The sequence below is a fragment of the Arthrobacter sp. FW306-07-I genome (assembly GCF_021800405.1).
In the GTDB taxonomy this organism is placed as follows: Bacteria; Actinomycetota; Actinomycetes; order Actinomycetales; family Micrococcaceae; genus Arthrobacter.
Map to the genome: position 1 here is coordinate 2,920,803 of NZ_CP084550.1, position 21,785 is coordinate 2,942,587.

At 66.7% G+C, this 21,785-nt stretch carries 15 protein-coding genes; 6 read left to right on the forward strand and 9 right to left on the reverse strand.

The features are described 5' to 3' along the window. The first annotated feature begins 112 nt into the window (after window positions 1-112). Window positions 113-1,558 carry a zinc-dependent metalloprotease gene (locus LFT46_RS13470; RefSeq protein ID WP_236798945.1) on the forward strand — a complete coding sequence of 482 codons (1,446 nt, stop codon included), beginning with the start codon at window positions 113-115 and terminating at the stop codon, window positions 1,556-1,558. A gap of 121 nt (window positions 1,559-1,679) precedes the next feature. Here LFT46_RS13470 and LFT46_RS21280 read toward each other — a convergent pair whose 3' ends face one another. The 3 genes from LFT46_RS21280 to nudC are packed head-to-tail and all read right to left on the reverse strand — an operon-like array spanning window position 1,680 to window position 5,567. After that, window positions 1,680-2,357 (reverse strand): M48 metallopeptidase family protein, encoded by a 678-nt coding sequence (locus tag LFT46_RS21280; RefSeq protein ID WP_373462119.1) that lies wholly within the window; start codon window positions 2,355-2,357, stop codon window positions 1,680-1,682. Continuing rightward, window positions 2,354-4,489, reverse strand: a complete 2,136-nt coding sequence (locus tag LFT46_RS13485) for an ATP-dependent helicase (RefSeq protein ID WP_236798946.1) — start codon at window positions 4,487-4,489, stop codon at window positions 2,354-2,356. Before LFT46_RS13485 ends, LFT46_RS21280 begins: the two co-directional genes overlap by 4 nt. Before the next feature lie 55 nt (window positions 4,490-4,544). Beyond that, complete coding sequence (gene nudC, locus LFT46_RS13490) at window positions 4,545-5,567, reverse strand: NAD(+) diphosphatase (RefSeq protein WP_236820119.1); 1,023 nt, start codon at window positions 5,565-5,567, stop codon at window positions 4,545-4,547. Between the two features lie 139 nt (window positions 5,568-5,706). On the opposite strand from nudC, the gene LFT46_RS13495 reads away from it, so the two are divergent. Further along, on the forward strand, window positions 5,707-7,101 hold the full coding sequence (locus LFT46_RS13495; RefSeq protein WP_236820120.1) for a macrolide 2'-phosphotransferase: 1,395 nt from the start codon (window positions 5,707-5,709) through the stop codon (window positions 7,099-7,101). Window positions 7,102-7,193: 92 nt separating this feature from the next. On the opposite strand, the gene LFT46_RS13500 is transcribed toward LFT46_RS13495, so the two are convergent. The 3 genes from LFT46_RS13500 to LFT46_RS13510 all read right to left on the reverse strand — a co-directional run bounded on the left by LFT46_RS13500 (window position 7,194) and on the right by LFT46_RS13510 (window position 14,511). After that, window positions 7,194-10,718 carry an ATP-dependent DNA helicase gene (locus tag LFT46_RS13500; RefSeq protein WP_236820121.1) on the reverse strand — a complete coding sequence of 1,175 codons (3,525 nt, stop codon included), beginning with the start codon at window positions 10,716-10,718 and terminating at the stop codon, window positions 7,194-7,196. Next, window positions 10,715-13,933 carry an ATP-dependent helicase gene (locus LFT46_RS13505; RefSeq protein WP_236820122.1) on the reverse strand — a complete coding sequence of 1,073 codons (3,219 nt, stop codon included), beginning with the start codon at window positions 13,931-13,933 and terminating at the stop codon, window positions 10,715-10,717. Before LFT46_RS13505 ends, LFT46_RS13500 begins: the two co-directional genes overlap by 4 nt. A 161-nt stretch (window positions 13,934-14,094) precedes the next feature. Further along, window positions 14,095-14,511 carry an MGMT family protein gene (locus LFT46_RS13510; RefSeq protein ID WP_236798951.1) on the reverse strand — a complete coding sequence of 139 codons (417 nt, stop codon included), beginning with the start codon at window positions 14,509-14,511 and terminating at the stop codon, window positions 14,095-14,097. A gap of 63 nt (window positions 14,512-14,574) precedes the next feature. Between LFT46_RS13510 and LFT46_RS13515 the strand changes: the two genes are divergently transcribed. The 4 genes from LFT46_RS13515 to LFT46_RS13530 all read left to right on the forward strand — a co-directional run bounded on the left by LFT46_RS13515 (window position 14,575) and on the right by LFT46_RS13530 (window position 18,093). Next, window positions 14,575-15,285: a 3'-5' exonuclease gene (locus LFT46_RS13515; protein ID WP_236798952.1), complete on the forward strand. Its 711-nt coding sequence runs from the start codon at window positions 14,575-14,577 to the stop codon at window positions 15,283-15,285. Between the two features lie 325 nt (window positions 15,286-15,610). Beyond that, window positions 15,611-16,561 (forward strand): substrate-binding periplasmic protein, encoded by a 951-nt coding sequence (locus LFT46_RS13520; protein ID WP_236820123.1) that lies wholly within the window; start codon window positions 15,611-15,613, stop codon window positions 16,559-16,561. A gap of 33 nt (window positions 16,562-16,594) precedes the next feature. Further along, window positions 16,595-17,359, forward strand: coding sequence for an amino acid ABC transporter permease (locus LFT46_RS13525; RefSeq protein ID WP_236820124.1), 765 nt, complete (start codon window positions 16,595-16,597; stop codon window positions 17,357-17,359). Next, on the forward strand, window positions 17,356-18,093 hold the full coding sequence (locus LFT46_RS13530) for an amino acid ABC transporter ATP-binding protein (protein WP_236820125.1): 738 nt from the start codon (window positions 17,356-17,358) through the stop codon (window positions 18,091-18,093). The genes LFT46_RS13525 and LFT46_RS13530 overlap by 4 nt, the downstream gene beginning before the upstream one ends. 161 nt (window positions 18,094-18,254) lie before the next feature. Here LFT46_RS13530 and hemL read toward each other — a convergent pair whose 3' ends face one another. From hemL to hemB, 3 genes are all read right to left on the reverse strand, one after another. Further along, window positions 18,255-19,586 carry a glutamate-1-semialdehyde 2,1-aminomutase gene (hemL, locus tag LFT46_RS13535; RefSeq protein ID WP_236820126.1) on the reverse strand — a complete coding sequence of 444 codons (1,332 nt, stop codon included), beginning with the start codon at window positions 19,584-19,586 and terminating at the stop codon, window positions 18,255-18,257. Between the two features lie 68 nt (window positions 19,587-19,654). Beyond that, entirely contained in the window at window positions 19,655-20,746 is a 1,092-nt protein-coding gene (locus LFT46_RS13540) for an LLM class flavin-dependent oxidoreductase (RefSeq protein ID WP_236820127.1), read from the reverse strand. Then, window positions 20,743-21,726 (reverse strand): porphobilinogen synthase, encoded by a 984-nt coding sequence (hemB, locus tag LFT46_RS13545; RefSeq protein WP_236820128.1) that lies wholly within the window; start codon window positions 21,724-21,726, stop codon window positions 20,743-20,745. The genes LFT46_RS13540 and hemB overlap by 4 nt, the downstream gene beginning before the upstream one ends. Window positions 21,727-21,785 lie beyond the last annotated feature (59 nt).

Consider the following 21,785-nt stretch of genomic DNA (forward strand, 5'->3'; position numbering starts at 1 on the left):
TCGCCGGGGGCGCTTTGCCTACAGCGAACGACGGCGGCGGGCGGCAGACAGCCGACCCGCGCCGGGGTACCGTGAAGGTTGATCAACAGTCACACCAGCGATCGGCGGGAACATGACCTCCAACCCACTCAATCCGTCCAACGGCGACGACAATCCGAAGGATCCGTTGACCGAAATGCTGCAGAACCTGATGGGCGGCAAGGGGATGGAGAACTTCGACCCCGCCGAACTGGCCAAGGCGGCCGGGCTGCCGGATGACCCCAACCTGCTGGCACAGATGTTCTCACAGGTGCAGGCGATGATGAGCGCCCCGTCGGAGGGCCCCGTCAACTGGACCCTGGCCCACGACAATGCCCGCCGTGTGGCCGCAAGCAGCTCTGATCCGTCGGTCACGGCGCAGCAGTCGCGGGATGTGGACGAAGCCCTACGCCTCGCTGAGCTGTGGCTGGACCCCGTCACCGATTTGCCCTCCACCGGCCTGATCGGCAAGGCGTGGTCGCGCGCCGAATGGGTGGAAGCCACACTGGGGACCTGGAAGCGGCTCACGGAGCCCGTGGCCAACAGCATCGCCAACGCCCTCTCCTCCGCCATGACGGAGCAGATGCCCGAGGAAATGAAGGCCATGATGGGCGGCGCCTCGTCCATGCTGCAGAACATGGGCGGCGCGATCTTCGGCATGCAGCTGGGGCAGGCCATCGGCGCGTTGTCCCAGGACGTGGTGAGCTCCACCGACATCGGTGTGCCGCTCGCCGACCTTGAAATGGCGCTCCTGCCAACAAATGTCGCCGCATTCGGTGCAGGCCTGTCCCTGCCCGAGAACGACATCCGGCTGTTCCTTGCCGTGCGCGAAGCCGCGCACGCGCGCCTCTTCGTGCAGGTCCCGTGGCTGCGCGGACACCTGCTGGGCGCCATCGAGGCCTACGCCCGTGGCATCCACATCGACACCTCACGCATTGAGGAGCTTGCCCGCGACCTGGACCCCAGCAATCCCGAGGGCATCCAGGAGGCCCTGTCCCAGGGCGTCTTCATGCCACAGCGGACCCCCGCCCAAGAGCAGGCGCTGGAGAAGCTCGAGACCGCGCTGGCCCTCGTGGAGGGCTGGGTGGATGAACTGACCGCTGCTGCCACCGAGAAGGTCCTGCCGTCCGCCGGCGCGCTGCGCGAAACAGTGCGGCGCCGGCGCGCAACCGGCGGCCCCGCCGAACACGCCTTCGCTTCCCTGGTGGGACTTGAGTTGCGCCCGCGCAGGCTCCGCGACGCCGCCACCCTGTGGGCCACCCTGAAGGAGGAGCGGGGCATCGAGGGCCGTGACGCCATCTGGCACCACCCCGACCTGCTGCCCACTGCCGAGGACCTGGATGACCCCAAGGGCTTCAGCTCCCGCCGTAAGCTCGCCGAGGCCAGCGACAGCGAGGTGGACGATGCGCTGCAGAAGCTGCTCAGCGGCGGCTTCGAGGACACCAACGATACTGACGACAGCGCCGGGGGTGGGGACTCCGGAGGCGAGGACTCCCCAGGCCAGGACGACGACGGCGGTACAGACCAGCCAAGGGGCTGACACTTTGCTGGCGGGCCAGGATTTCCTGGCCCGCCAGCGTGTTTAAGGACCAGGAACCGTGTTGAAGGTCCGGGAGCCGTGTTCAAGGACCGGGAGCAGGGGCGGAGTGCCCGGAAAAGTCCTAGTCGGCGTCGTCGGACCACTCGCCGGGCAGCTGCCCAGTGCCTGCCTGGCTCTCCGCCCCGTCCTTGTCCAGACCCCGGGGCGCCAGGCCGCGGGACGTGGCAAACGAGACGCCCTCAAGGAACGCCTTGGCCCGCTGGGTTTCCGGATAGGCCTCCAGCAGCTTCCAGAAAGCCGCGTTGTGCGAGGCCACCAGGAGGTGGGCAAGCTCGTGGAGCAGGACATAGTCGATGACCCACTGCGGCATGGGCTGTAGCTTGTCCGACAGTCGGATGGTTCCGTCGGCCGGGGTGGCGGACCCCCACCGGGAGTTCTGGTTGCCCACCCATCGGACGGCAGCAGGACGTGACCGGCCGCCAAGATACTGGGCGGACAGCTGTGCCGCATGGGCTGCAAGGGCCTCATCAGTGGCAGGACGCCGCCGGCCGGATGCAGCGTGCCGCTCCCCTTGTTTGTGCAGTTTGGCCAGCATGCGGTGAACCCACTCGCGCTCCTGGGCTGCCGTGAACCGGGCCGGGATGGCAACCACCGCCGTCCCGTCCTCCCAAAACGCAGCAACCGTGCGGGTGCGCCGGACAGACCGCCGCACCTCCACGGGGGAACCGTCCGCTGTGGTCAGGGCCGCGGCCGGCTGGGGTGCTGCCTGCCGCGAGCTGCTGTTGGGGCTGGGCCTCACAGGACCGAGCTTTCGGCCAGGACCCGGAGGACGTCTTCCCCGTACTTTTCCAGCTTGGAGGGACCCACGCCGGCGAGGCCCGACAGTTCCTCCATCGACGCGGGCCTGGCTTCGGCGATGGCAGTAAGGGTGGCATCGGTGAAGACCACGAACGCCGGAACGTCCGCTGACTGCGCCACTTCCCGGCGCCAGCTGCGCAGGGCGTCGAAGGTCTGTTCCTCATAGGTGGGCGGACACGCGTTGCAGCGGCCCACCTTCCGTTCAGCTCCCGTGGCAAGCATGCTGCCGCAGACCCGGCAGACGGCGGGGGCGGCAGCCTTGCGGCGCGGTACGGTTCCCTTTGCGCGGGTGCTTGAACTTGCCACCGAGTCAGGCCGCAGGCCGTCAAGGAACCGGGACGGCTTGCGGTTGGCCCGGCCCCCTGGTGTCCTTGCCGTGCTCCACGAGAGGGACAGGTGTTCCCGTGCACGGGTGATGCCGACGTACAGCAGCCGCCGCTCTTCATCCACCGATTCAGGCGAATCGGCGAAGGAGATGGGCATCAGCCCTTCGCTGAGGCCCACCAGGAAGACGGCATCCCATTCCAGGCCCTTGGCAGCATGGAGGGAAGCGAGCGTAACGCCCTGCACGGTGGGCGCGTGCTGGGCGAGGGAGCGTTCCTGGAGTTCGTTGACGAAGTCCCCCAGGCCGAACTGGGCTCCGCGGTTCTGCACGAGTTCATCGGCCAGCGCCACCAGTGCCGCCAACGACTCCCAGCGTTCGCGCAGGGCCCCGCCGCTGTGCGGCGCGGAATCTGTGTAACCCAAGGAGGAAACGATGTCGCGCACCAGCTGCCCGAGAGGTTCCGGGGCATCCGTTGGGGACACAGCCCTGGTGGCCGCGCGCAGCTGGAGGATGGCGTCCCGGACTTCCTTGCGGGCAAAGAAGCGCTCACCGCCGCGGAGCTGGTAGCCGATGCCCGCCGCTGCCAATGCCTGCTCGTACGCCTCAGACTGCCCGTTGGTGCGGAAAAGGACGGCCACCTGGCTGGCCGGAGTGCCGGCGTCGAGCAGTGCCTTGATCTTCTGCGCCACGGTGGCGGCTTCCGCTTCATCATCCGTGCACTCCGTGAACTGCGGTGCAGGCCCGGCTGGACGCTGGGCCACAAGCTGCAGGGGCGCGGCCCAGGCGGCGTCAGCGGTGGGCCCTCCGCTGGGGCGGCCCGCCAGCAGGTCATTGGCCAGCTTCACCACCTGAGGCGTTGAACGGTAGTCCCTGATGAGTTTGACCACGTTGGCCTGCGGGTAGCGGGCCTTGAAGTCCAGGAGGTGCCGGGGCGATGCGCCGGTAAAGGAGTAGATGGTCTGGCTGGCGTCGCCCACCACGCAGAGTTCGTCCCGCCCGCCGAGCCAGAGCTCCAGGAGCCGCTGCTGCAGCGGTGACACGTCCTGGTATTCGTCAACCACGAAGTGCCGGTACTGTTCGCGAACGGTGGCGGCTACCCTTTCGTCCTCCTGCAGGATGCCCACCGTGATCAGCAGGACGTCCTCGAAGTCAATCACGTTGCGGTCGGTCTTGACATCCTCGTAGGACTGGAAGACACGCGCCACCGCTGTGAGGTCGAACCCGCCGGGTGCGCCCCTCCCCTGGGCGTTTTCCAGGTAGTTGGCAGGCGTCAGCATCGATACCTTGGCCCACTCGATTTCCGAGGCAAGGTCGCGGATGGACGCCCTGTCGGTGCTGAGCCTGAGCCGGCGGGCCGCCTCCGCAAGAAGCTGGGCCTTGTGGTCCAGCAGGTTGGGCAGTGTGCCGCCCACAGCCTGCGGCCAAAAGAACTGCAGCTGGCGCAGGGCGGCAGCATGGAACGTCCTTGCCTGCACATTTCCCGCGCCGAGGTCCCGCAGGCGGCTCCGCATCTCAGCGGCCGCGCGGGCGGTGAAGGTGACTGCGAGAACGCGCTGCGGTGTGTAAACCCCGGAGTGCACGCCGTAGGCGATGCGGTGGGTGATGGCGCGGGTCTTCCCGGTTCCCGCCCCGGCCAGCACGCACAACGGACCGTTCAGGGTGCTGGCCACCTCACGCTGTTCGTCGTCCAGCCCTCCAAGGATCCGGTCCTCAAGGGAACCGGATCCATCAAAATTCTCTGTAGTCACTTCTGCTGCTTTGTTTCTCGACTACCGCGTGCTGGTGTCTGGTGAATGGAATAACTTAGGCGTCGGCCAGGTCCTGGATCCGGCCGCCGTACCAGTGCTCGATCAGGGAACGGGCGATGGAAAGCCTGGTGGAAATGGTGATCTCCCCACTGAGCACCGCATCCTGGAGTTCCCCGCGGCTGAACCAGCGGGCCCTGGTGACCTCCACGCCGTCGGGCGTTGCTTCGGCGTCCTCGGTAACGGCGGTAAATCCAAGCATAAGGGAGGCCGGGAACGGCCACGACTGGGAGCCCAGGTACTGGCAGGCGGTGACTCGCACCCCCACCTCTTCCTGGATCTCGCGGACTACGGCTTCCTCGAGCGACTCCCCTGGCTCGACGAAGCCGGCCAGCGTGGAGTAGTTCCGGGCTTCCGGAGGGCCGCCGCCGCCCAGGAGCAGCCGGCCGTCCGGTCCTACCACCGTGACAATGATGGCGGGATCAGTCCGGGGAAAATGCTCTGAATTGTCTGCCGGGCACCGGCGCACCCAGCCGCCGGCTTCCACCTCTGTGGGTGTCCCGCAACGGGGGCAGTGCATGTGGGCTGCGTGCCAGTTGGCGATGGCGCTGGACTCGACGAAAAGGGCAGTGGAGGTGGCGGTCAATCCTGCCGCGACCTCCCGGAACCCGGCCCAGGCTGCGTCGGCAGGAATCCCGGCGGTGCCAGGTTCCGGGGGTTCAGGCAGCACGAACAGCAACAGCTCGGTCCCGGCTGGGAGATCGGCGGGGGGCAGGGCCGACCCCAGGTATACGACGAGCTCCGGCGCGAATCCTGCCGCATTGAGTTCCGCAAGGAGGTCCCTGGCCCCAGTCAGGACCAGGCTGCTCCCCCGCACCAGCCCCTGGCGCCGGGACAGGACTGCGGCCACAGCCTCCGGACCGGCCAGCAGCTCATCCACCATGCCGGGCCTGCCGCGCACGGCAGATCCGCGGTCCACCAGGGCCGGCCTCACCGGAAGAAGGGTGTCCACAAGGTGGTTTGCCGGCAGTGGTGCGGGCACGGCCTGATGGACGGGTGTTACGGACTCCGCGTGGCTCATGGTTCCACCGTACTGACTGCCACCGACATTTCACATTTCCCGGGCGTCCGTCCGGGTTGGTTTCCGGGATTTGCAGCTATCTCAAGACTCGCCGCGGCCGGACCGCCTTCTGGGACGGCGCGCAACTTACCGTGGAACGGTGAGAAGAAAACCGATTGAACTGGCGGCGATTGCAACCGCGGCAGTCCCCGGACTGACCCCGACGGCCGTTAGCTCTGCGCCGGATGACCCAGCGGACTTCGACTCAGCCCTGCTCCTTGACTCCGAGGGAAAGCGCTGGCGGGTACGGTCGCCGCGGCACGCCGAAGCCAGCGCCCGGCTCGAAACGGAGTTCCTCGTGCTGCGTGCTTTCGCGCCGGGGGTCCGGGCGGAACTGCCGTTCCTCATGCCGACCGTGGCGGGCAGCGTCCGGTTGGGGGCCCTAACCACTTTCGTATACTCGCACCTGTCCGGCAGCACGCGCAGCGTCGAGGAATTGACGTCGGGCCCCGCCGCGCTGGGCCGCGAAATCGGTTCCGCCCTGGCTGCAATCCATGACCTGCCGCGGTCACTGGTCAGCAACGCCGATCTTCCCAGCTACACCCCCAACGAGTTCCGCCAACGGAGGCTGAACGAACTGGACCAGGCTGCAACCACCGGGAAGATACCCGCCACCCTGCTGCGCCGGTGGGAACACGCCATGGAGGATGTTTCGCTGTGGCGGTTCAACCCCTGTGTGGTGCACGGCGACCTGCACGAGGACAACCTGCTGGTGGAGTCCGGACGTGTTACCGCAGTCACCGGCTGGACGGATCTGCGCATCGGCGACCCTGCCGACGACTTTGCCTGGTTGGTGGCATCCAACGAGCAGGACTTCATCGACACGGTGCTGGCCGCCTACACGTCCAGCCGGCGCGACGTCCCGGACCAGCACCTGCTGCGCCGGGCCGCCCTGTCCGCGGAGTTCGCCCTGGCGCAGTACCTGGTCAAAGGCCTGGCCGCGGGTGATCCTGAAATGGTCAGCGAAGCGGAGGGAATGCTGGAAAGCCTCGCCAGCGACATCGCCGAGTACGGCGGGCAGCCCATCAGCGTCGAGCCGCTGCCGGCCAAGAACGGGCCGGATACGTCCGGAGCAGCAGCACCTGCCGCTGCCGGAGCTTCCGCAACAGCCCATGTAACGGGGAGTGGCAGTTCAGCCGTCACTCCCGCCGTTACTGTCATCCCCGTCCCCGCGCAAACCGGCCCTGGCCAACCTGGCCCTGCCAGCCCTGAGGGCACCCACGCCGATCCCGGCAGCCCTGCGGGCGCCCAACCTGCGACCGTTCAGCCTGGTCCGGCCACACCTTCCGGACAGGCACGGCCTGCCGTAGGCGCCCAGCCGGCAGCCCAGGCAGAGCTGGCAGGACGCCCCCGTCCTGCCGTGCATGTAGCCCCCATTCCGGTGGAACCACCCGCGGCCGAAGGCGAGGCCCAGGCGGGGCCGGGTAAGGAAGAAAAGGGTCCGGACGACACCTCAACTGCCGCTATTTCCGTCATCAACGTCAAACAGGGCTGAGCTTCGCAGGGAGCGGCCCGTGTCGGCTGGAGAGTAGGCCGCGACGCGTTGGTGCCGGTGCCCCCAGGCGCGGCGGTCCTGGCCCGCCGGTCCTAGGGGCGGCTGAGCGCCGCAGCAACGATTCCTTCCAGCTCAGCCGCCGTTCCCAGGTCGTGCGGCCGGACGACGGCGTTATCGCCAACGTAAAAGAATGCTGCCCGCACATCCTCCAGCGGCACATCCTTCAGCCGCGCCCACGCGAGCCGGTACACCGCGAGTTGGATTGAACGGGTCTTCAGCTGTTCCCCGGACGGGCGGCGTCCGGTTTTCCAGTCCACCAGGTCCCAGCGGCCATCGGCGTCCTGGAAGACGGCATCCACCCGTCCGCGGACCACAACCTCGCCCACCCTGGTTTCCACCGGGACCTCAACGAACGCGGGTGACCTGTCGGCCCACGGGGAGGCCTTGAAGGTGGCCACCATCTCGTCGAGGTTGTAAGCGGCATCGATGTGGTCGTCTGAACCCGGCGCTTCACCGAGGTCCAGCATCCCTGCCGTTCCAAAGTACTCCTCAACCCAGGCGTGGAAAGCGGTGCCCTTTCGCGCCGACATACCAGGTTCACGCGGCACGGGCCGGCGCAGCCGTCCCAATACGGCGCTGGGGTCGTCGCCGAGGTCAACCAGGGTTGAAGCGGAAATGTGGGTGGGCAGATGAATATCCCGGCCACCGGACCTCTTTGCCCTGCGCTCCAGCAGCAAGGCTGCTTCACGGGCCCAGCCTGCCGCCACACCCGCAAGCTCGGGCCGGGCCCCGGACAGTGGGCTGTTCCCCTTCCCGGGAGCGCTGTGGTTCCCTGCCACCTCTCCGGGAACCGGCCTGCCGGCGCCTGCCTCCAGGATCCCCCGCACGCGCTGGGCGGCTGCTTCCATGGCTGTACGCCGTCCGCGGGCCAAGCGAAGGCGTTCACCGCTCCGCGGATCCACCGGTCCTTCCAGTGGATCGTACGGCCAGCCTGCTTCTTCTGTTTCGAGGGTCAGCGGGCTCTGGTCAGGAAGGTCGGCTTCCGCGAGCGACAGCGGGTGGACCACCGCATTCGGAGACGGGACGCCGTCCGCCGGCTGGGTCAAGGCTTCAAGCTCGGCAAGGAAGGGTGACATCTCCGCCCGCCCGGCCCGTGAACCAACCCAGGCGGCGCTGGACACCCACAGCACGTGCTTGGCCCTGGTGTAGGCAACATAGGCCAGGCGCCGTTCCTCCGACTCGCCATGTGCCTGTACGCCGGCCTTGTAGTCCTTCTCGGCATCCAGCCAGCCTTTCTGGTCCGGCTGGTCAAGGTCCCACTGGGGGAGGTCCGCGCGGTCCCCGCGCAGGGGCCAGGGCAGCGCGGCGGCGCCGCTGCTCCAGCGGGAGTCCCTGTCGCTGGGGAAGGCGCCCGCATTCATTCCGGGGACAAACACCACATCCCATTCCAGGCCCTTGGACGCGTGCACGGTCAGCAGCTGCACCGCTTCCCGGTTTACGTCGCTGGCCGGCGCTTCCAACCCGTTTTCTTCCGCCGATGCAGCCTCCAGCCAGGACAGGAAGGCGAGGATGTCCACCCGCTGGGAGGTGCGGAGGAAGCCGGCAGCTGCATCCTGGAAGGCGTCGAGGTTGCGGCGGGCCTGGTGGATGCTGATCCCTGGGCGGGCCGCCACCTCGATATCCAGCAGCATGGCCCTCTCTACCTCACCCAGAAGTGTGGTCAGGTCGTCACCCAGATAGGCCCGCAGCTGCCGCAGCTCAATCGACAAGCGCGACAACCGGCTGCGCGCCCCCATGCTGAGGGTACGTCCAGTCGGCGACGTCCACCCGTCCCGGGGAAGGAAGTCCAAAGCTTCCACCAGGCTGGCGCCGTCAGTCAGGTCACCTTCGAGGATTGGCGCATCCGTCTCGTCGCTGTCGGTGTCAAGGCTGTGGTCGTCGAATCCCTGTGCAGCCGTTCCACGGCTCCGCGCCAGCTGGCTTGACCAGTCGCGCAATGCCATGAGGTCGGCGGGACCTATCCGCCACCGGGCACCGGCAAGCAGCCGCATCAGGGCATCGGAGCGGCCAGGATCGGCAAGCACCCGCAGGGTGGCAACAAGGTCGACGATCTCCGGGGTGTCCAGCAGACCGCCAAGACCCACGATTTCGTAAGGGATTGCCCGGGCTTCAAACTGCCGCCGGACGGTCTCCATCTGGGCGCGCCTGCGGCACAGCACTGCGATGGCCGGAGGTTCGGCGGTGCCGTCGGGTTTCAGCTCAAAGTCGGTGACCCGGTATTTCAGGACGTCGTCGGCCAAGGCGGCGGCCTCCTCCACGTCGCTGGCAAAGCGGCCAAGCACCACAGTCCCCTCCACGGCAAATGGACTCGGCTGCAATGGAGGGACCTCAGCGGCGGCGGCCTTGCCCCCGGCAGGTCCATTTTGTACAGCTGCCCTGCCGAGGGACTGCGACATGACATTGGCGGCCGAGAGGATGGACCGGCCGTTCCGCCACGCTGTCGTCAGGTAGGAAGTTGGAGCGGGCGCCCAACCCGCTCCAGGTTCCGCCGCGCGGGTACGGACCGGAAACTCGCGGACGAAGTGGAACAACTGTCCGGCCGACGCGCCACGGAACCCATAAATTGATTGGTTGGGGTCACCCACCGCTGTAACCGCATGGCCGCCGCCGAAGAGACGGGAAAAGAGGACCAGCTGCGCGTAGGACGTGTCCTGGAACTCGTCCAGCAGAACCACCTTGTACCGCTGCCGCTCCATTTGGGCCGCCAACGGGACATCCTGTGCCACCTTGGCGGCGAGCGCCACCAGGTCGCCGAAATCGAGTGCGCCCCGGGCACGCTTGGCCGCGGCGTAACGGCCTACCATGTCCGCGACGCTTGCGCGGGTCCGCAGCATACCCGCAAGGTCCGCGGCCGCTTTGGGCGGGTTCTTCATCTTGCCGGCCAGGTAGGGCAGTGACTCAAACTCCGAAAGGCGCGCCATGAGCCACGCTTCGACGTCCTCGGGTTCCTGGAGGTGCTCGGCACACTCTCCCGCCAACTGGATGACGGCTTTGACCAAGGTGGATTTGGCGGCCCGGAAGTGGGCGTATTCGCCGTCGTACGCCTCCACCACTTCGCTTGCCAACTGCCAGGCCTGCGCTCCGCCCAGCAGTACCACGTCACGCTCCACGCCAAGCCGCAACCCATAGTCCGACACGACGCCACTCGCGAACGAATGGTACGTGGACACCTTGGGCTCCAGGGCGTCGGTGCTCAGCAGGCCCTCCGAGAACATCCTGGTGTCCTTGGCGGCGAGGCGCTGCAAGGCCAGGAGCTTTGACCTGATGCGGCTGGCCAGCTCGCCTGCAGCCTTGCGGGTGAAGGTCACCCCCAGGACCTCCTCCGGGGTGACCCAGCCATTGGCCACCAGCCAAACCACCCGGTCCGCCATGGTGGCGGTCTTTCCCGATCCTGCTCCGGCGATCACCAGACGGGGTGCCAGGGGCGAGGAAATGATGGCCGACTGCTCAGGTGTAGGGGTGTTCTTTTCGCCGAGCAGCACGGAAAGTTCTTCCGGGCTGAAGCGTACGGGCAGTACATCCTGTGCCGCAGGCAGCGTGGAAAGTGCCTCGCTCATTCGGTCACCTGCCTTCCGCGCACACACAAGGGGCATACCTCGGGGAGCCGGCAACCATGGCCCCCATGGCTGCCCTTTGAGGGGTCGTGCCGGGCAATGAACTCGCTGCCGCCCATGACGGTGGCGGCGTCCTTGACCATGTCCAAGGCCCAGTTCTCCTCCGGGTTTAGTGGTTCCTGCTGCTGGATGGCGGGACTCTTGGCTGTGGTCCCCAGCTGTGCCAGCACCGCTCCCCCGGGCTGCCGGGCTCCGGCGGGTCCGGCGTCGAAGCCGCCGGCCAGTACTGCGGCCTGGTATGCACCAAGCTGCGGATGGCGGGACAGCTCGCCCTTGCCCGGCTGCCGCTTCCCGGTCTTGAGGTCCACCACCACCAGGCGGCCTTCGCCGTCGATCTCCAGCCTGTCCACTTGCCCACGGAGAACCGCTTCCCGCGGCGTCGCTTCATCCACCGCCACCTCGCCAAGGGCCACTTCGAAGTCCTGCTCCACGCCCAGAAGGCTGCGGCCTTCGCTCCTCATGGACAGCACATACTGCGCCAGCTTCCGCACCATGGCCTCGGCGCGCTGGAAGTCCAGCCTTCCCTCCCAGTTGTCCTTCATGCCCAGCGCCGGCCAGCGGCGAACGAGTTCAGCCACGTATTCGGATCCGGATGCGTCTGGCATGTCCTGGGCGATTGCATGCACCAGGGTTCCCAGGCTCCGGGCGAAGTCGGTGGCCGGTTCGCCTCCTGCTGCCTGGACAAACCAGTCCAAGGGCGACTTTTGCACCGTCTCCACCTTCGATGGGGATACAGAAACGGTCCCGCCGGGCGGAACCACTGCCTCGGAGGATGTCAGGGGGGCCAATCCCCACCAGCTGTCCGGGTGCGCGCCGGCAACGGCCGGTTGCGCGGCGGCAAGGTGTGCCAGGACCTTGGCTGCTTCCTGCGCCTGGGCCGAATCTCCATCCAGCTGGGCATGCTGCCGAAGTTCAGCGACCAGGGCGCGCAGAGTCATGGGCCGTTCCACTTGGGTGAACGGCCTTGCCTCCTGGCCGGGCACCAAGGGCGCAACGAAATCCAGGAAGGACGATGGCTGGTCGTCTTCCGAAGACACCGCGGTACACACCAGCAGTTCGCGTGCCCGCGAGACCGCGGTGGAGAAGCTTCGGAGTTCGTCGTAGCGGATGTCCCGCAGCCGGCTCAAGGGATCGCGCTGGAGGGCGTAGGCGGGACCGTGCTCCACAGCGTCCGCGTACAGCGTGCTTCCGAGAAGTTCACCCCTGAGCCTTGTATTGGGCCATACTCCCTCCTGCAGCCCGGCGATGATCACAACCGGCCATTCCCGGCCTGCCGCACTGGCAGGAGTCATCAGTTCCACAGCATCGTCGAGCTGGGCGCGGGCTGCGAGGGTGTCCATGGGAAGCTCCTGGTTCAGGAGGTATTCGAGGAATTGTTCGGGCCCGGCGCCGGGCATCTGGTCCACATAGCGCTCCGCCGTGTGGAAGAGCGCCATCATCGCGTCAAGGTCACGGTCGGCGCGGGCGCCATGGGGTCCGCCCTCCAGTGCCGCGGCTGTCCACACCCGCGAGAGCCCGGTGGAGTCCCACAGTGCCCACAGCACTGACTCCGCGTTGGCTCCGGACAGGACTGCTGCCTCCCTCCCAGCATGGATCATGCGGGCAGTGCGGCGGGCGGCGCGGCCCTCGATACCCAACGCACCCAGCGCGCCCGGTTCGAGCAGTGCTTCGACCAACAGGGCGTCACTTGCCCGCCCACCCCCGCCCAGGAGTTCCTCCCGCCGCAGCGATTGCCGCAGCCTGCGCAGCTCAATGGAGGTGGCCCCGCCGATGCGGGAGGTAAGCAATGAAACCGCGGCCTCCGGCGTCAACAGCGCCGGATCCAGGGCGACGGCAAACGCATCAAGGAGGGGACGTACAGCTACCTCGTCCCGGACTGCGGACTCCGCCACCGGTACCCGTACGGCAATGCCCTGTCCGGCAAGGTACCGCTGCAGCTCGCTGACCTGGCCGCCGTTGCGCACGATGACGGCAATGTCCGCCAGGTCGCGGTCGTGGTTGATGTGCTGGTCCAGGATCCGCTGGGCAACATACCGCAGCTCATGCACGGGAGTGGGGACCAAGTGGGCCTCCACGCTGCCCTCCGCCGCCTCACGGGCGGTATGTCCGGAATTTTCATGCTTGCCCGGGTCTTCAACCTGCGCAGGCCACGTGGGTTGCTCGAGGCGGCGGGCCAGCTGCCCGCCCGCGCGCTGGGAGATGCGGCCTGCGACGTTCAGCCAGGCCTGCGCCACGGCAGGCGCGAGGCCGTGGGCATTCCAAAGCGGGCGCTCGATGACGGCCCCCGTAGCCGAGAGCAGACGGGGCAGTTCAGCCACCAGATCGGGCCGGGCACCCCGGAAGCCCTGGACCACCGTGTCCGGGGATGACGTCACGTAGCAGTCCTTGCCGCCGGTGATGTCCGCCAGTAACTCGAAGATGGCTGGGTTGGCCTCCTGGATATCGTCCACCAGGACCACCTGCAGCCGGGCGCGCTCCGCCGCGAGGAAATCGGGTGAGTCCTGGAAGATCTGCCTGGCCGCCGTGATGATCCCAGCGGGGTCGAAGGCCTCCGGCATCCGCAGGTCCAGGACGTCCCGGTATTCGGCATAGAGGGCCGCTGCGGCCTTCCAGTCCGGCCGGTCGCAGTCATCCGCCAGCTGTGCAAGGTCTTCGGCTGTACGGCCTGATTCAATGATGCGGTCAAAGAGCTGGCGCACTTCCTGGCGGAAGCCGCGTGTCTCCATGGCGCCTTCCAGGTCGGCAGGCCAGGGCAATTCCAGTCCTGGCAGCTGGTGGCCCCCTAGGAGTTCCTTGATGATGAGGTCCTGTTCCGGACCCGACAGCAGGCGCGGCGGCCTGGACAGCGGGATGACGCCTTCGGCCTTTGCCCGCCGGATGACGTCGAACGCATATGAAGCCCATGTCCTGGCCGGGGTGGTGCTCAGGCTCCTGTCCAGCCGGGCAGTGAAACGGTCGCGCAGGAAGTCCGCTGCCAGGCGGGTGGGTGCAAGGATCAGCATGCGTTCGGGGTCGACGCCGTCGCGAAAAACGCGCTGGGCGGCGGCCTCGACGAGGACGGTGGTCTTCCCGGTACCCGGGGCGCCAGCCACCAGTACGGGTCCCGAACCCTGCACGACGTCGACCGCTGCCTGCTGATCGGGTGTGAGCCGGGGCACTTCCACATGCAACCGACGTGGCGGAAGCAGCCGAAGGGCCGGCGACCCCGGCAGGGCACTGCTGGTTCCAGTGCCTCCTGCACCCGGTGCTGCCGGTTCCTGGCCAGTCCCGGGCTCTTGCCGGTGGGGGTCCCAGGGGCCGGTCAAAGGAATAGTTACGGTCACAAACTCATTCCATCATCAGCCACCGACAATCGGTGGAGGCGGCGCTCCAGGGCCTCGGCAACTTCATCGATGGTGTCAAAATCACTTTCTGTCGGCGCCCAGCGCGCCGCGGCCAGATCCACCCGCCACCGCCCCTCCCCGCTGCGCAAGTACAAACTGTAATCCCCCAGAAGCGGGGTTCCTTCCTCAAGGTAAAGGAGCAGCGCCTCGGCTTCGTGGCCCTCGGGTGCATGGCCACTGGCTTTCAGGACACGCCACCATGGAACACCTCCGCCATGGTGGCTCATGACGGAACCGACCTGGCGCGGGCCTCCTGACCCCAGGAGCTCGGCGACGTCCCCGTACGACACTGCGGACCCTGCGGGCACCAGCCTCACGACGGCCAGGACCGCTTGGACGTACTCATTCCGCATTGATCCAATGTAGCCGCAGTGGCGCTCCCGGGAATTGTCGGCGGGTCCCCTTAGCGTTGAAGCATGAGCTCCTGGAACACACTCCCCCGCGCAGCCTTCGACCTTGAGACCACCGGCCGTAATTCACGGGCGGCACGAATCGTCACGGCGTCGATCACCGTGGTGGACCACGAAGGCCAGGTCATCAAGGAACACGAGTGGTTGGCCGATCCAGGCGTCGAGATCCCCACCGAGGCAAGCGACGTGCACGGCATCACCACAGAACAGGCCAGGCGGGAGGGCCGGCCCGCCCACGAGGTCACACGCGAAGTGGCGGCGGCGCTGCAGGAGCTCTTCGATTCCGGGACCCCGGTGATTGCATTCAACGCCAGCTACGATTTCACGGTCCTTGCCGCCGAGTCGGCCCGCTACGGAATCCCGCAGCTCACCCGCTTCCCGGTCCTGGACCCGTACATCATGAACAAGCAGGTTGACCGGTACCGCAAGGGCAAACGCACACTCACCGCGCTCTGCGAGGAGTACGGAGTGGTGCTGGACAACGCCCACACGTCGGCGGCTGATGCCTTGGCAACCCTCCGGGTCCTTGATGCGATGGCAGGGAAGTTCCCAAAGCTGATGATGCCCGCCAGCCAGCTCCACCAGCTCCAGGTGGATTGGGCCGTCAGCCAGGCCGCCGACTTCCAGGGGTATCTTCGGAAGACGAAGCCCGCGGCCGTCATTGAGGGAGACTGGCCCGTACTTCCGCCGCAGGATGCCACGGCAGGCGGCTTCTAGAACCATCGCCGTGCCTCCAAGTGGGAGGCATCTCACAGTCACGCCGGGAAACATAAAGCCTGCCCCTCGCTGAGCAGCGTTCGCCTGCAGGGACCACTAGCACTTCCCTTGACGCCTGAAACCGTCGTGGAGCGCATTAAATTCGCCTCTAGACGGAAAGCTACTCTTTTTCTTCGGCGCCAGCCCGGTTCTGCCCTGGTGAGACAATAAAGTTTTGCAGTCACCCCTGTCCCGGAGAGTTGGATGAGCGCCGGGCAGGTGCCAGGCGCCCCAGCGCTGCCTTGCGGCCCGGTCGACTTACGACTCTCATGAAAGTGACAACCAGATGAAAATCAAAGCGATGAAGTGGCTCACTACCGCTCCCGTTGCACTTGCCCTCGCGGTTTCCCTTGCAGCCTGCGGCGGCGGGTCTTCCCAGCCCAGCGGCACCCCCACGGACGCCCTGAAGGGCAGCGACCAGCAGACGCTGGACAAGTACACCACTGCCGATGTCACCCCCCTCGACAAAATCGACAAGAGCAAGCTGGGCCTCGTTAATGAGGGCACCCTGCGCGTCGGAACCCTGTCAGACGCCCCGCCGAATATCTTCGTTGATTCGTCCGGCAAGTTCACTGGCTACGACAACGAGCTTCTGCGGGCTATGGCCGACAAGCTGGGGCTCAAGGTCGAGTTTGCTTCCACCAAATTCCAGGCGCTTCTCAGCCAGGTCAAGAACAAGCAGTTCGACGTCGGATCCTCCTCGATCTCCACCACGGACGCCCGCCGTGAAACAGTTGCGTTCACCAATGGTTACGACTTCGGTTACATGGCCCTGGTGACCAAGGAAGACGCCAAGGTCCAGACGTTCGGTGAACTGAAGAGCGGCCTGCGCATTGGCGTTGTCAGCGGCAGCGTCCAGGAAGATTACGTCAAGAACACCCTGAACCTTGAGCCTGTGTCCTTCCCTGACTACAACACCGTTTTCGCCAGCTTGAAGAGCGGGCAGGTGGATGCCTGGGTGGCACCGTCGCAGCAGGCAACCGGCCAGGTAAAGCCCGGTGACGGCACGAAGATTGCCGAGAAGAAGCTCAACACGCAGAACTTCACTGCCTACGCCGTTGCCAAGGACAACCCTGCCTTGCTGGAAGCGCTGAACTCTGCCCTTGATGCCGTAGTTGCCGACGGTACCTGGTCCAAGCTGACCGCCGAGTGGTACAAGGACCGTCCGACCGCTGCCGAGCAGACCCCCGAGGGTTGGAAGCCGGGCAGCAAGGCCGTCACGGTCCCAGCAAAGTAGAAACCTGCCAACCACAAAAGATAGCGACGCCATATGGATTTCCTGACACGACTCGGAGAGACCTTCCTTGACTGGAAGCAGATCGCCGAGGTTCTGCCAAGCATGTTCGCGGTGGGCCTGCCCAATACGCTGGTCCTGGCGATCACCTCGGGACTGATCGGGGCCGTCGTCGGCCTGCTCCTGGCTCTCATGGGAATCTCAAGGAATCCTGTGGCGCGGTGGACTGCCCGGGTGTACACGGACGTGTTTCGTGGGCTCCCGGCGGTCCTCACCATCTTGGTCATCGGTCTTGGATTCGGACCGATCTTCCGCGAACTGACAGGCAGCAACAGCCCGTACCCCATGGGCGTCGCGGCGCTGTCACTCATGGCTGCCGCCTACACGGGTGAGATCTTCCGCTCCGGCATTCAGAGCGTGGACAAGGGGCAGCTTGAGGCATCGCGCGCCCTGGGATTCGGCTACGGTCCCTCGATGCGTCTTGTGGTGGTGCCACAAGGTATCCGCAGGGTACTTCCTGCCCTCATGAATCAGTTCATTGCCCTGATCAAGGATTCCTCCTTGGTCTTCACCTTGGGCTTGCTGGCCACGGAACGGGAACTGTTCCAGATCGGCCAGGACGCTGCCGCCCGCAGCGGTAACCTGTCCCCGTATGTGGCAGCTGCCATCTTCTACCTGGCTATGACCATTCCGCTCACCCACCTGGTCAACTACATCGATACCCGCCTGCGGACAGGCCGGCCGGAAAAGAAAGAACCGGACGAGGCAGCAGCCGTCGTTGGAAAGGGAGCCCAGGCATGAGCGAATTCGCATCGGGAACACTGAGCGCCAAGAACATCCACCTTTCCTTCGGCAGCAATCACGTCCTGCGGGGCATTGACCTGCACGTTCCGCAGGGCACCACGGCATCGGTCATCGGGCCATCAGGCTCGGGCAAGTCCACCTTGCTGCGGGTCATGAACCGACTGATCGAACCTGACCAGGGCGACATCCTGCTGGACGGACGGTCCGTGCTGAAGGACAATCCGGACGAGCTCCGGCGCCGGATCGGCATGGTGTTCCAGCAGTTCAACCTGTTCCCTCACAAGACCGTGGAGGAAAACGTCTCGCTGGCCCTGCGGAAACTGCGCAAGCTTTCCAAGGAGCAGGCCCGAGCCGAAGCGTTGGAGCAGCTGGACCTGGTGGGCTTGAAGCACAAGGCCGATTCCCGTCCGGCCAACCTTTCCGGGGGCCAGCAGCAGCGTGTGGCCATTGCACGCGCCCTGGCCATGAAGCCGGAGGTCATGTTCTTCGACGAGGCCACGTCCGCCCTCGACCCTGAGCTGGTCAAGGGCGTGCTGGCGCTGATGGCGGACCTCGCCACGGGCGGCATGACCATGGTGGTGGTGACCCATGAAATGGGTTTCTCCCGCAACGTCTCGGACTCGGTAACGTTCATGGACGCCGGAGTGGTGGTGGAATCCGGCCCTCCGGAACAGCTTTTCACCGAGCCGCGGACCGACCGGCTCAAGAGCTTCCTCTCGGACGTCCTGTAGCAGCTGAAGCACACAAGGAACCCCCGCCTGCGGCCTGCAGGCGGGGGTTCCTTTTGCCTTCCGCGAGATGGCATTTAACGGCAGTCCCATGCCCGGGAACTGCCGTTAAATGCCATCTCGCGATTGGAGGACGACGGCGGGAGGCACCTATCGCCGGGGGCTCAGCCCTGTGCAGCGGCGGCTGCCTTCGCTGCCGCGGGAAGGGCGTCGTAGATACGGTTCATGGCGTCGTCGTCGTGGGCGGCCGAAAGGAACCAGGCCTCGAAGACCGACGGCGGCAGGTAGACCCCGGATTCCAGCATGGAGTGGAAGAACGGCGCGTAGCGGAACGCCTCCTGCGCCTGGGCGTCGGCGTAGTTGTGCACGCCGGTGGCCGAGGTTCCGAAGGCCACCGAGAAGAGGTTCCCGGCGAACTGGATGGAGTGGTCCACGCCCGCGGCATCCAGGGCGTTGGAGAGGGCGGATGACAGTTCCAGCGACCGGACGTCGATGAAGGAGTAGACGTCGCGGGTGGCATGGGTCAGCGTGGCAACGCCTGCCGCCATGGCCACCGGGTTTCCTGACAGCGTTCCGGCCTGGTACACCGGGCCTGTGGGGGCCAGGTAGTCCATGACGTCTGCACGGCCGCCCAGTGCCGCCGTCGGCATTCCTCCGCCGATGACCTTGCCGAAGGTGAGCAGGTCGGGCGTCCAAGGGTCCTCGGCGTCGGGCGCGCCGCCGGTGAGGCCCCAGTAGCCGGAGTAGCCGGTGCGGAAGCCGGTCAGGACCTCATCAACGATGAGGAGTGCGCCGTGCTCGCGGGTGATCCGGGAGAGCCCTGCATTGAATCCTTCGGCAGGGGTGACGACACCCATGTTCGCAGGGGCTGCCTCGGTGATGACGGCCGCAATGTTCTGGCCGTGGGCGGCGAAGGCTTCCTTGACAGCCGTGAGGTCGTTGTAGGGCAGCACCAGGGTCTCAGCGGCGGTGGCCTCGGTGACACCTGCGGAGCCGGGCAGGGCCAGGGTGGCCACGCCCGAACCGGCCGCGGCCAGGAGGCCGTCCAGGTGGCCGTGGTAGCAGCCGGCGAACTTGATGATGAGGTTGCGGCCGGTGAACCCGCGGGCCAGCCGGACGGCCGTCATGGTGGCCTCGGTGCCGGTGGACACCATGCGGAGGCGTTCGACGGCGGGAACGCGCTCCTTGACGATCTCGGCGAGGTTGGCCTCGTCGGGGGTGGAAGCACCGAAGGACAGCCCGCGGTCGACAGCGGCGTGCACGGCATCCAGGACGGCCGGGTGGGCGTGGCCCAGGAGCGCCGGGCCCCAGGAGCAGACGAGGTCCACGTATTCCTTGCCGTCGGCGTCCGTCAGGTATGGTCCCTTGGCGGAGACCATGAAGCGCGGCGTTCCGCCGACGGAACCGAAAGCCCGGACCGGGGAGTTGACGCCGCCCGGCATCAGCTGGCGGGCGCGGTCGAAGAGTGCCTCATTGCGAGGATTGCTGGAAGTCATGGTTCCTATTCTCTCAGTTTGCCGAAAAGCGGAGTTGGCAGGGCAGCGAAGTCAATCGGAAGGCCCGGTCAGCCGGCGAGCAGCTCCGCCACCCGCGGCGCCACCGCGGTACCCATCAGTTCGATGGAGCGCATCATGGCCGCGTGCGGAAGCGGCCCATTGCTGTACTTGAGGTCGAAGCGGTCCACGCCGAGGTTCCGTTTGAGCCGGACGATCTTTTGGGCCACCGTTTCCGGCGATCCAACGTAGAGGGCACCTTCCGTGGAGCAGAGGGCGTCAAACTCGCCCCGCCCCGCCGGCCCCCAACCGCGCTCGGCTCCCAGCTTGTTGCGCAGCTTCAGCCAGTGCGGGAACAGCTCTTCCCGGGCCTGTTCGTCGGTTTCGGCCACATGCCCCGGCGAGTGGGTGGCAATCTGCTGCATCGGGTGCCCGTACTTGGCCATCGCCTCGCGGTAGAGATCCGCCAGGGGCCTGAAGGCCCGCGGCTGGCCGCCAATGATGGCGAAGATGATCGGGTAGCCGTACTGGGCACAGCGGAGCACGGATTCGGGCGTTCCGCCCACCCCGATCCACGTTGGGAGCAGGTGGTGCTCCAGCGGCGGGTAGACGCTCAGGCCGGCGAGTGCGGGCCGGGTGCGGCCTTCCCAGTGCACGGGCTTTTGCGCCCGCACTTTGTCGAACAGCTCGAGTTTCTCCTCGAACAGGACCTCGTAGTCCGCCAGGTCCAGCCCGAACAGCGGAAAGGACTCCACGAACGATCCGCGGCCCAGCATCACTTCGGCGCGGCCGTTGGAGATGGCGTCCACCGTGGCGAACCGTTGGAAAACCCGGATGGGATCGTCGGAACTCAGGACCGTTACGGCGGAGCCCAGCCGGATGCGGGACGTCCGCGCCGCAGCGGCAGCCATGAAGACCTCCGGCGCGGACACAGCGTAGTCCTTGCGGTGGTGCTCCCCCACGCTAAAGGCATGAAGCCCGACGGCGTCGGCCAGTTCCGCCTGCTCCAGCAGCTGGCGCAGGACCTCAGCGTGCCTTTGAGGACTGCCGTCGGGATTTTCGCCAACGTCGCCAAAGGTGTTCAGGCCCAGGAGGATCCGCTCCTCCCCCACCGGTGCGGTGGGTCCCGGTGCGGTGCGCCCAGCAGCAGGCCCGTCCGTCATCGGGATTCCTTGAGCCAGCCGGCCAGTTCGGCTGCCCAGTAGGTGAGGACGGTGTGGGCGCCCGCGCGCCGGATGCCCAGCACGGATTCGGTGATGGCGGCCCGGCGGTCGATCCAGCCGTTGGCGGCGGCGGCTTCGATCATCGCGTACTCACCGGAGATCTGGTACGCGGACACGGGCACGGGGCTCATCGCGGCCACATCCGCCACGATGTCCAGGTAGCTCATGGCCGGCTTGACCATGATGATGTCCGCACCTTCAGCGAGGTCGAGTTCGACCTCGCGCAGGGCTTCGGTGCGGTTGCCGGCGTCCATCTGGTAGGTCCGCCGGTCGCCCTTGAGCTGGGAGTCCACGGCTTCGCGGAAGGGACCGTAAAACGCCGAGGCGTACTTTGCGGCGTAGGCGATGAGGGAGGTGTTGACGTGGCCGGCCTCGTCCAGGGCCGAGCGGATCGCGGCGATCTGGCCGTCCATCATGCCCGAAGGGCCAAGCATGTGCGCCCCGGCCTCCGCTTGTGCAACGGCCATCCGGGCGTAGATCTCCACGGTGCGGTCATTGTCGACGTACCCGTCGGCGTCGAGCACTCCGCAGTGGCCGTGGTCGGTGAATTCGTCCAGGCACACGTCGCTCATGATCACCAGGTCGTCGCCCACCTCGGCACGGACGTCCCGGATGGCCTTGTTCAGCACCCCGTCCGGGTCCAGCGCAGCCGAGCCTTCCGGGTCGCGGGTTTCCGGGATACCGAAGAGCATGATGCCGCCGAGGCCGAGCCCAACGGCTTCCGCCGCGGCGCGCTTCAGGGTGTCGGTGGTGTGCTGGACCACCCCGGGCATCGACGTGATGGGGTTGGGTTCGGTGAGGCCTTCCCGAATGAAGGCCGGAAGGATGAGTTCGGCCGGTGCAAGGCGGGTTTCGGCGGTCATCCGGCGCATCGCGGGGGTAGTGCGCAGGCGGCGGGGGCGTTGGTTGGGGAAAGTCATGGATCCTGTCCTTCGCATTGGTGGTGAAGCCTTTTTGGAGGTAAACGTGCCGGTCCCGG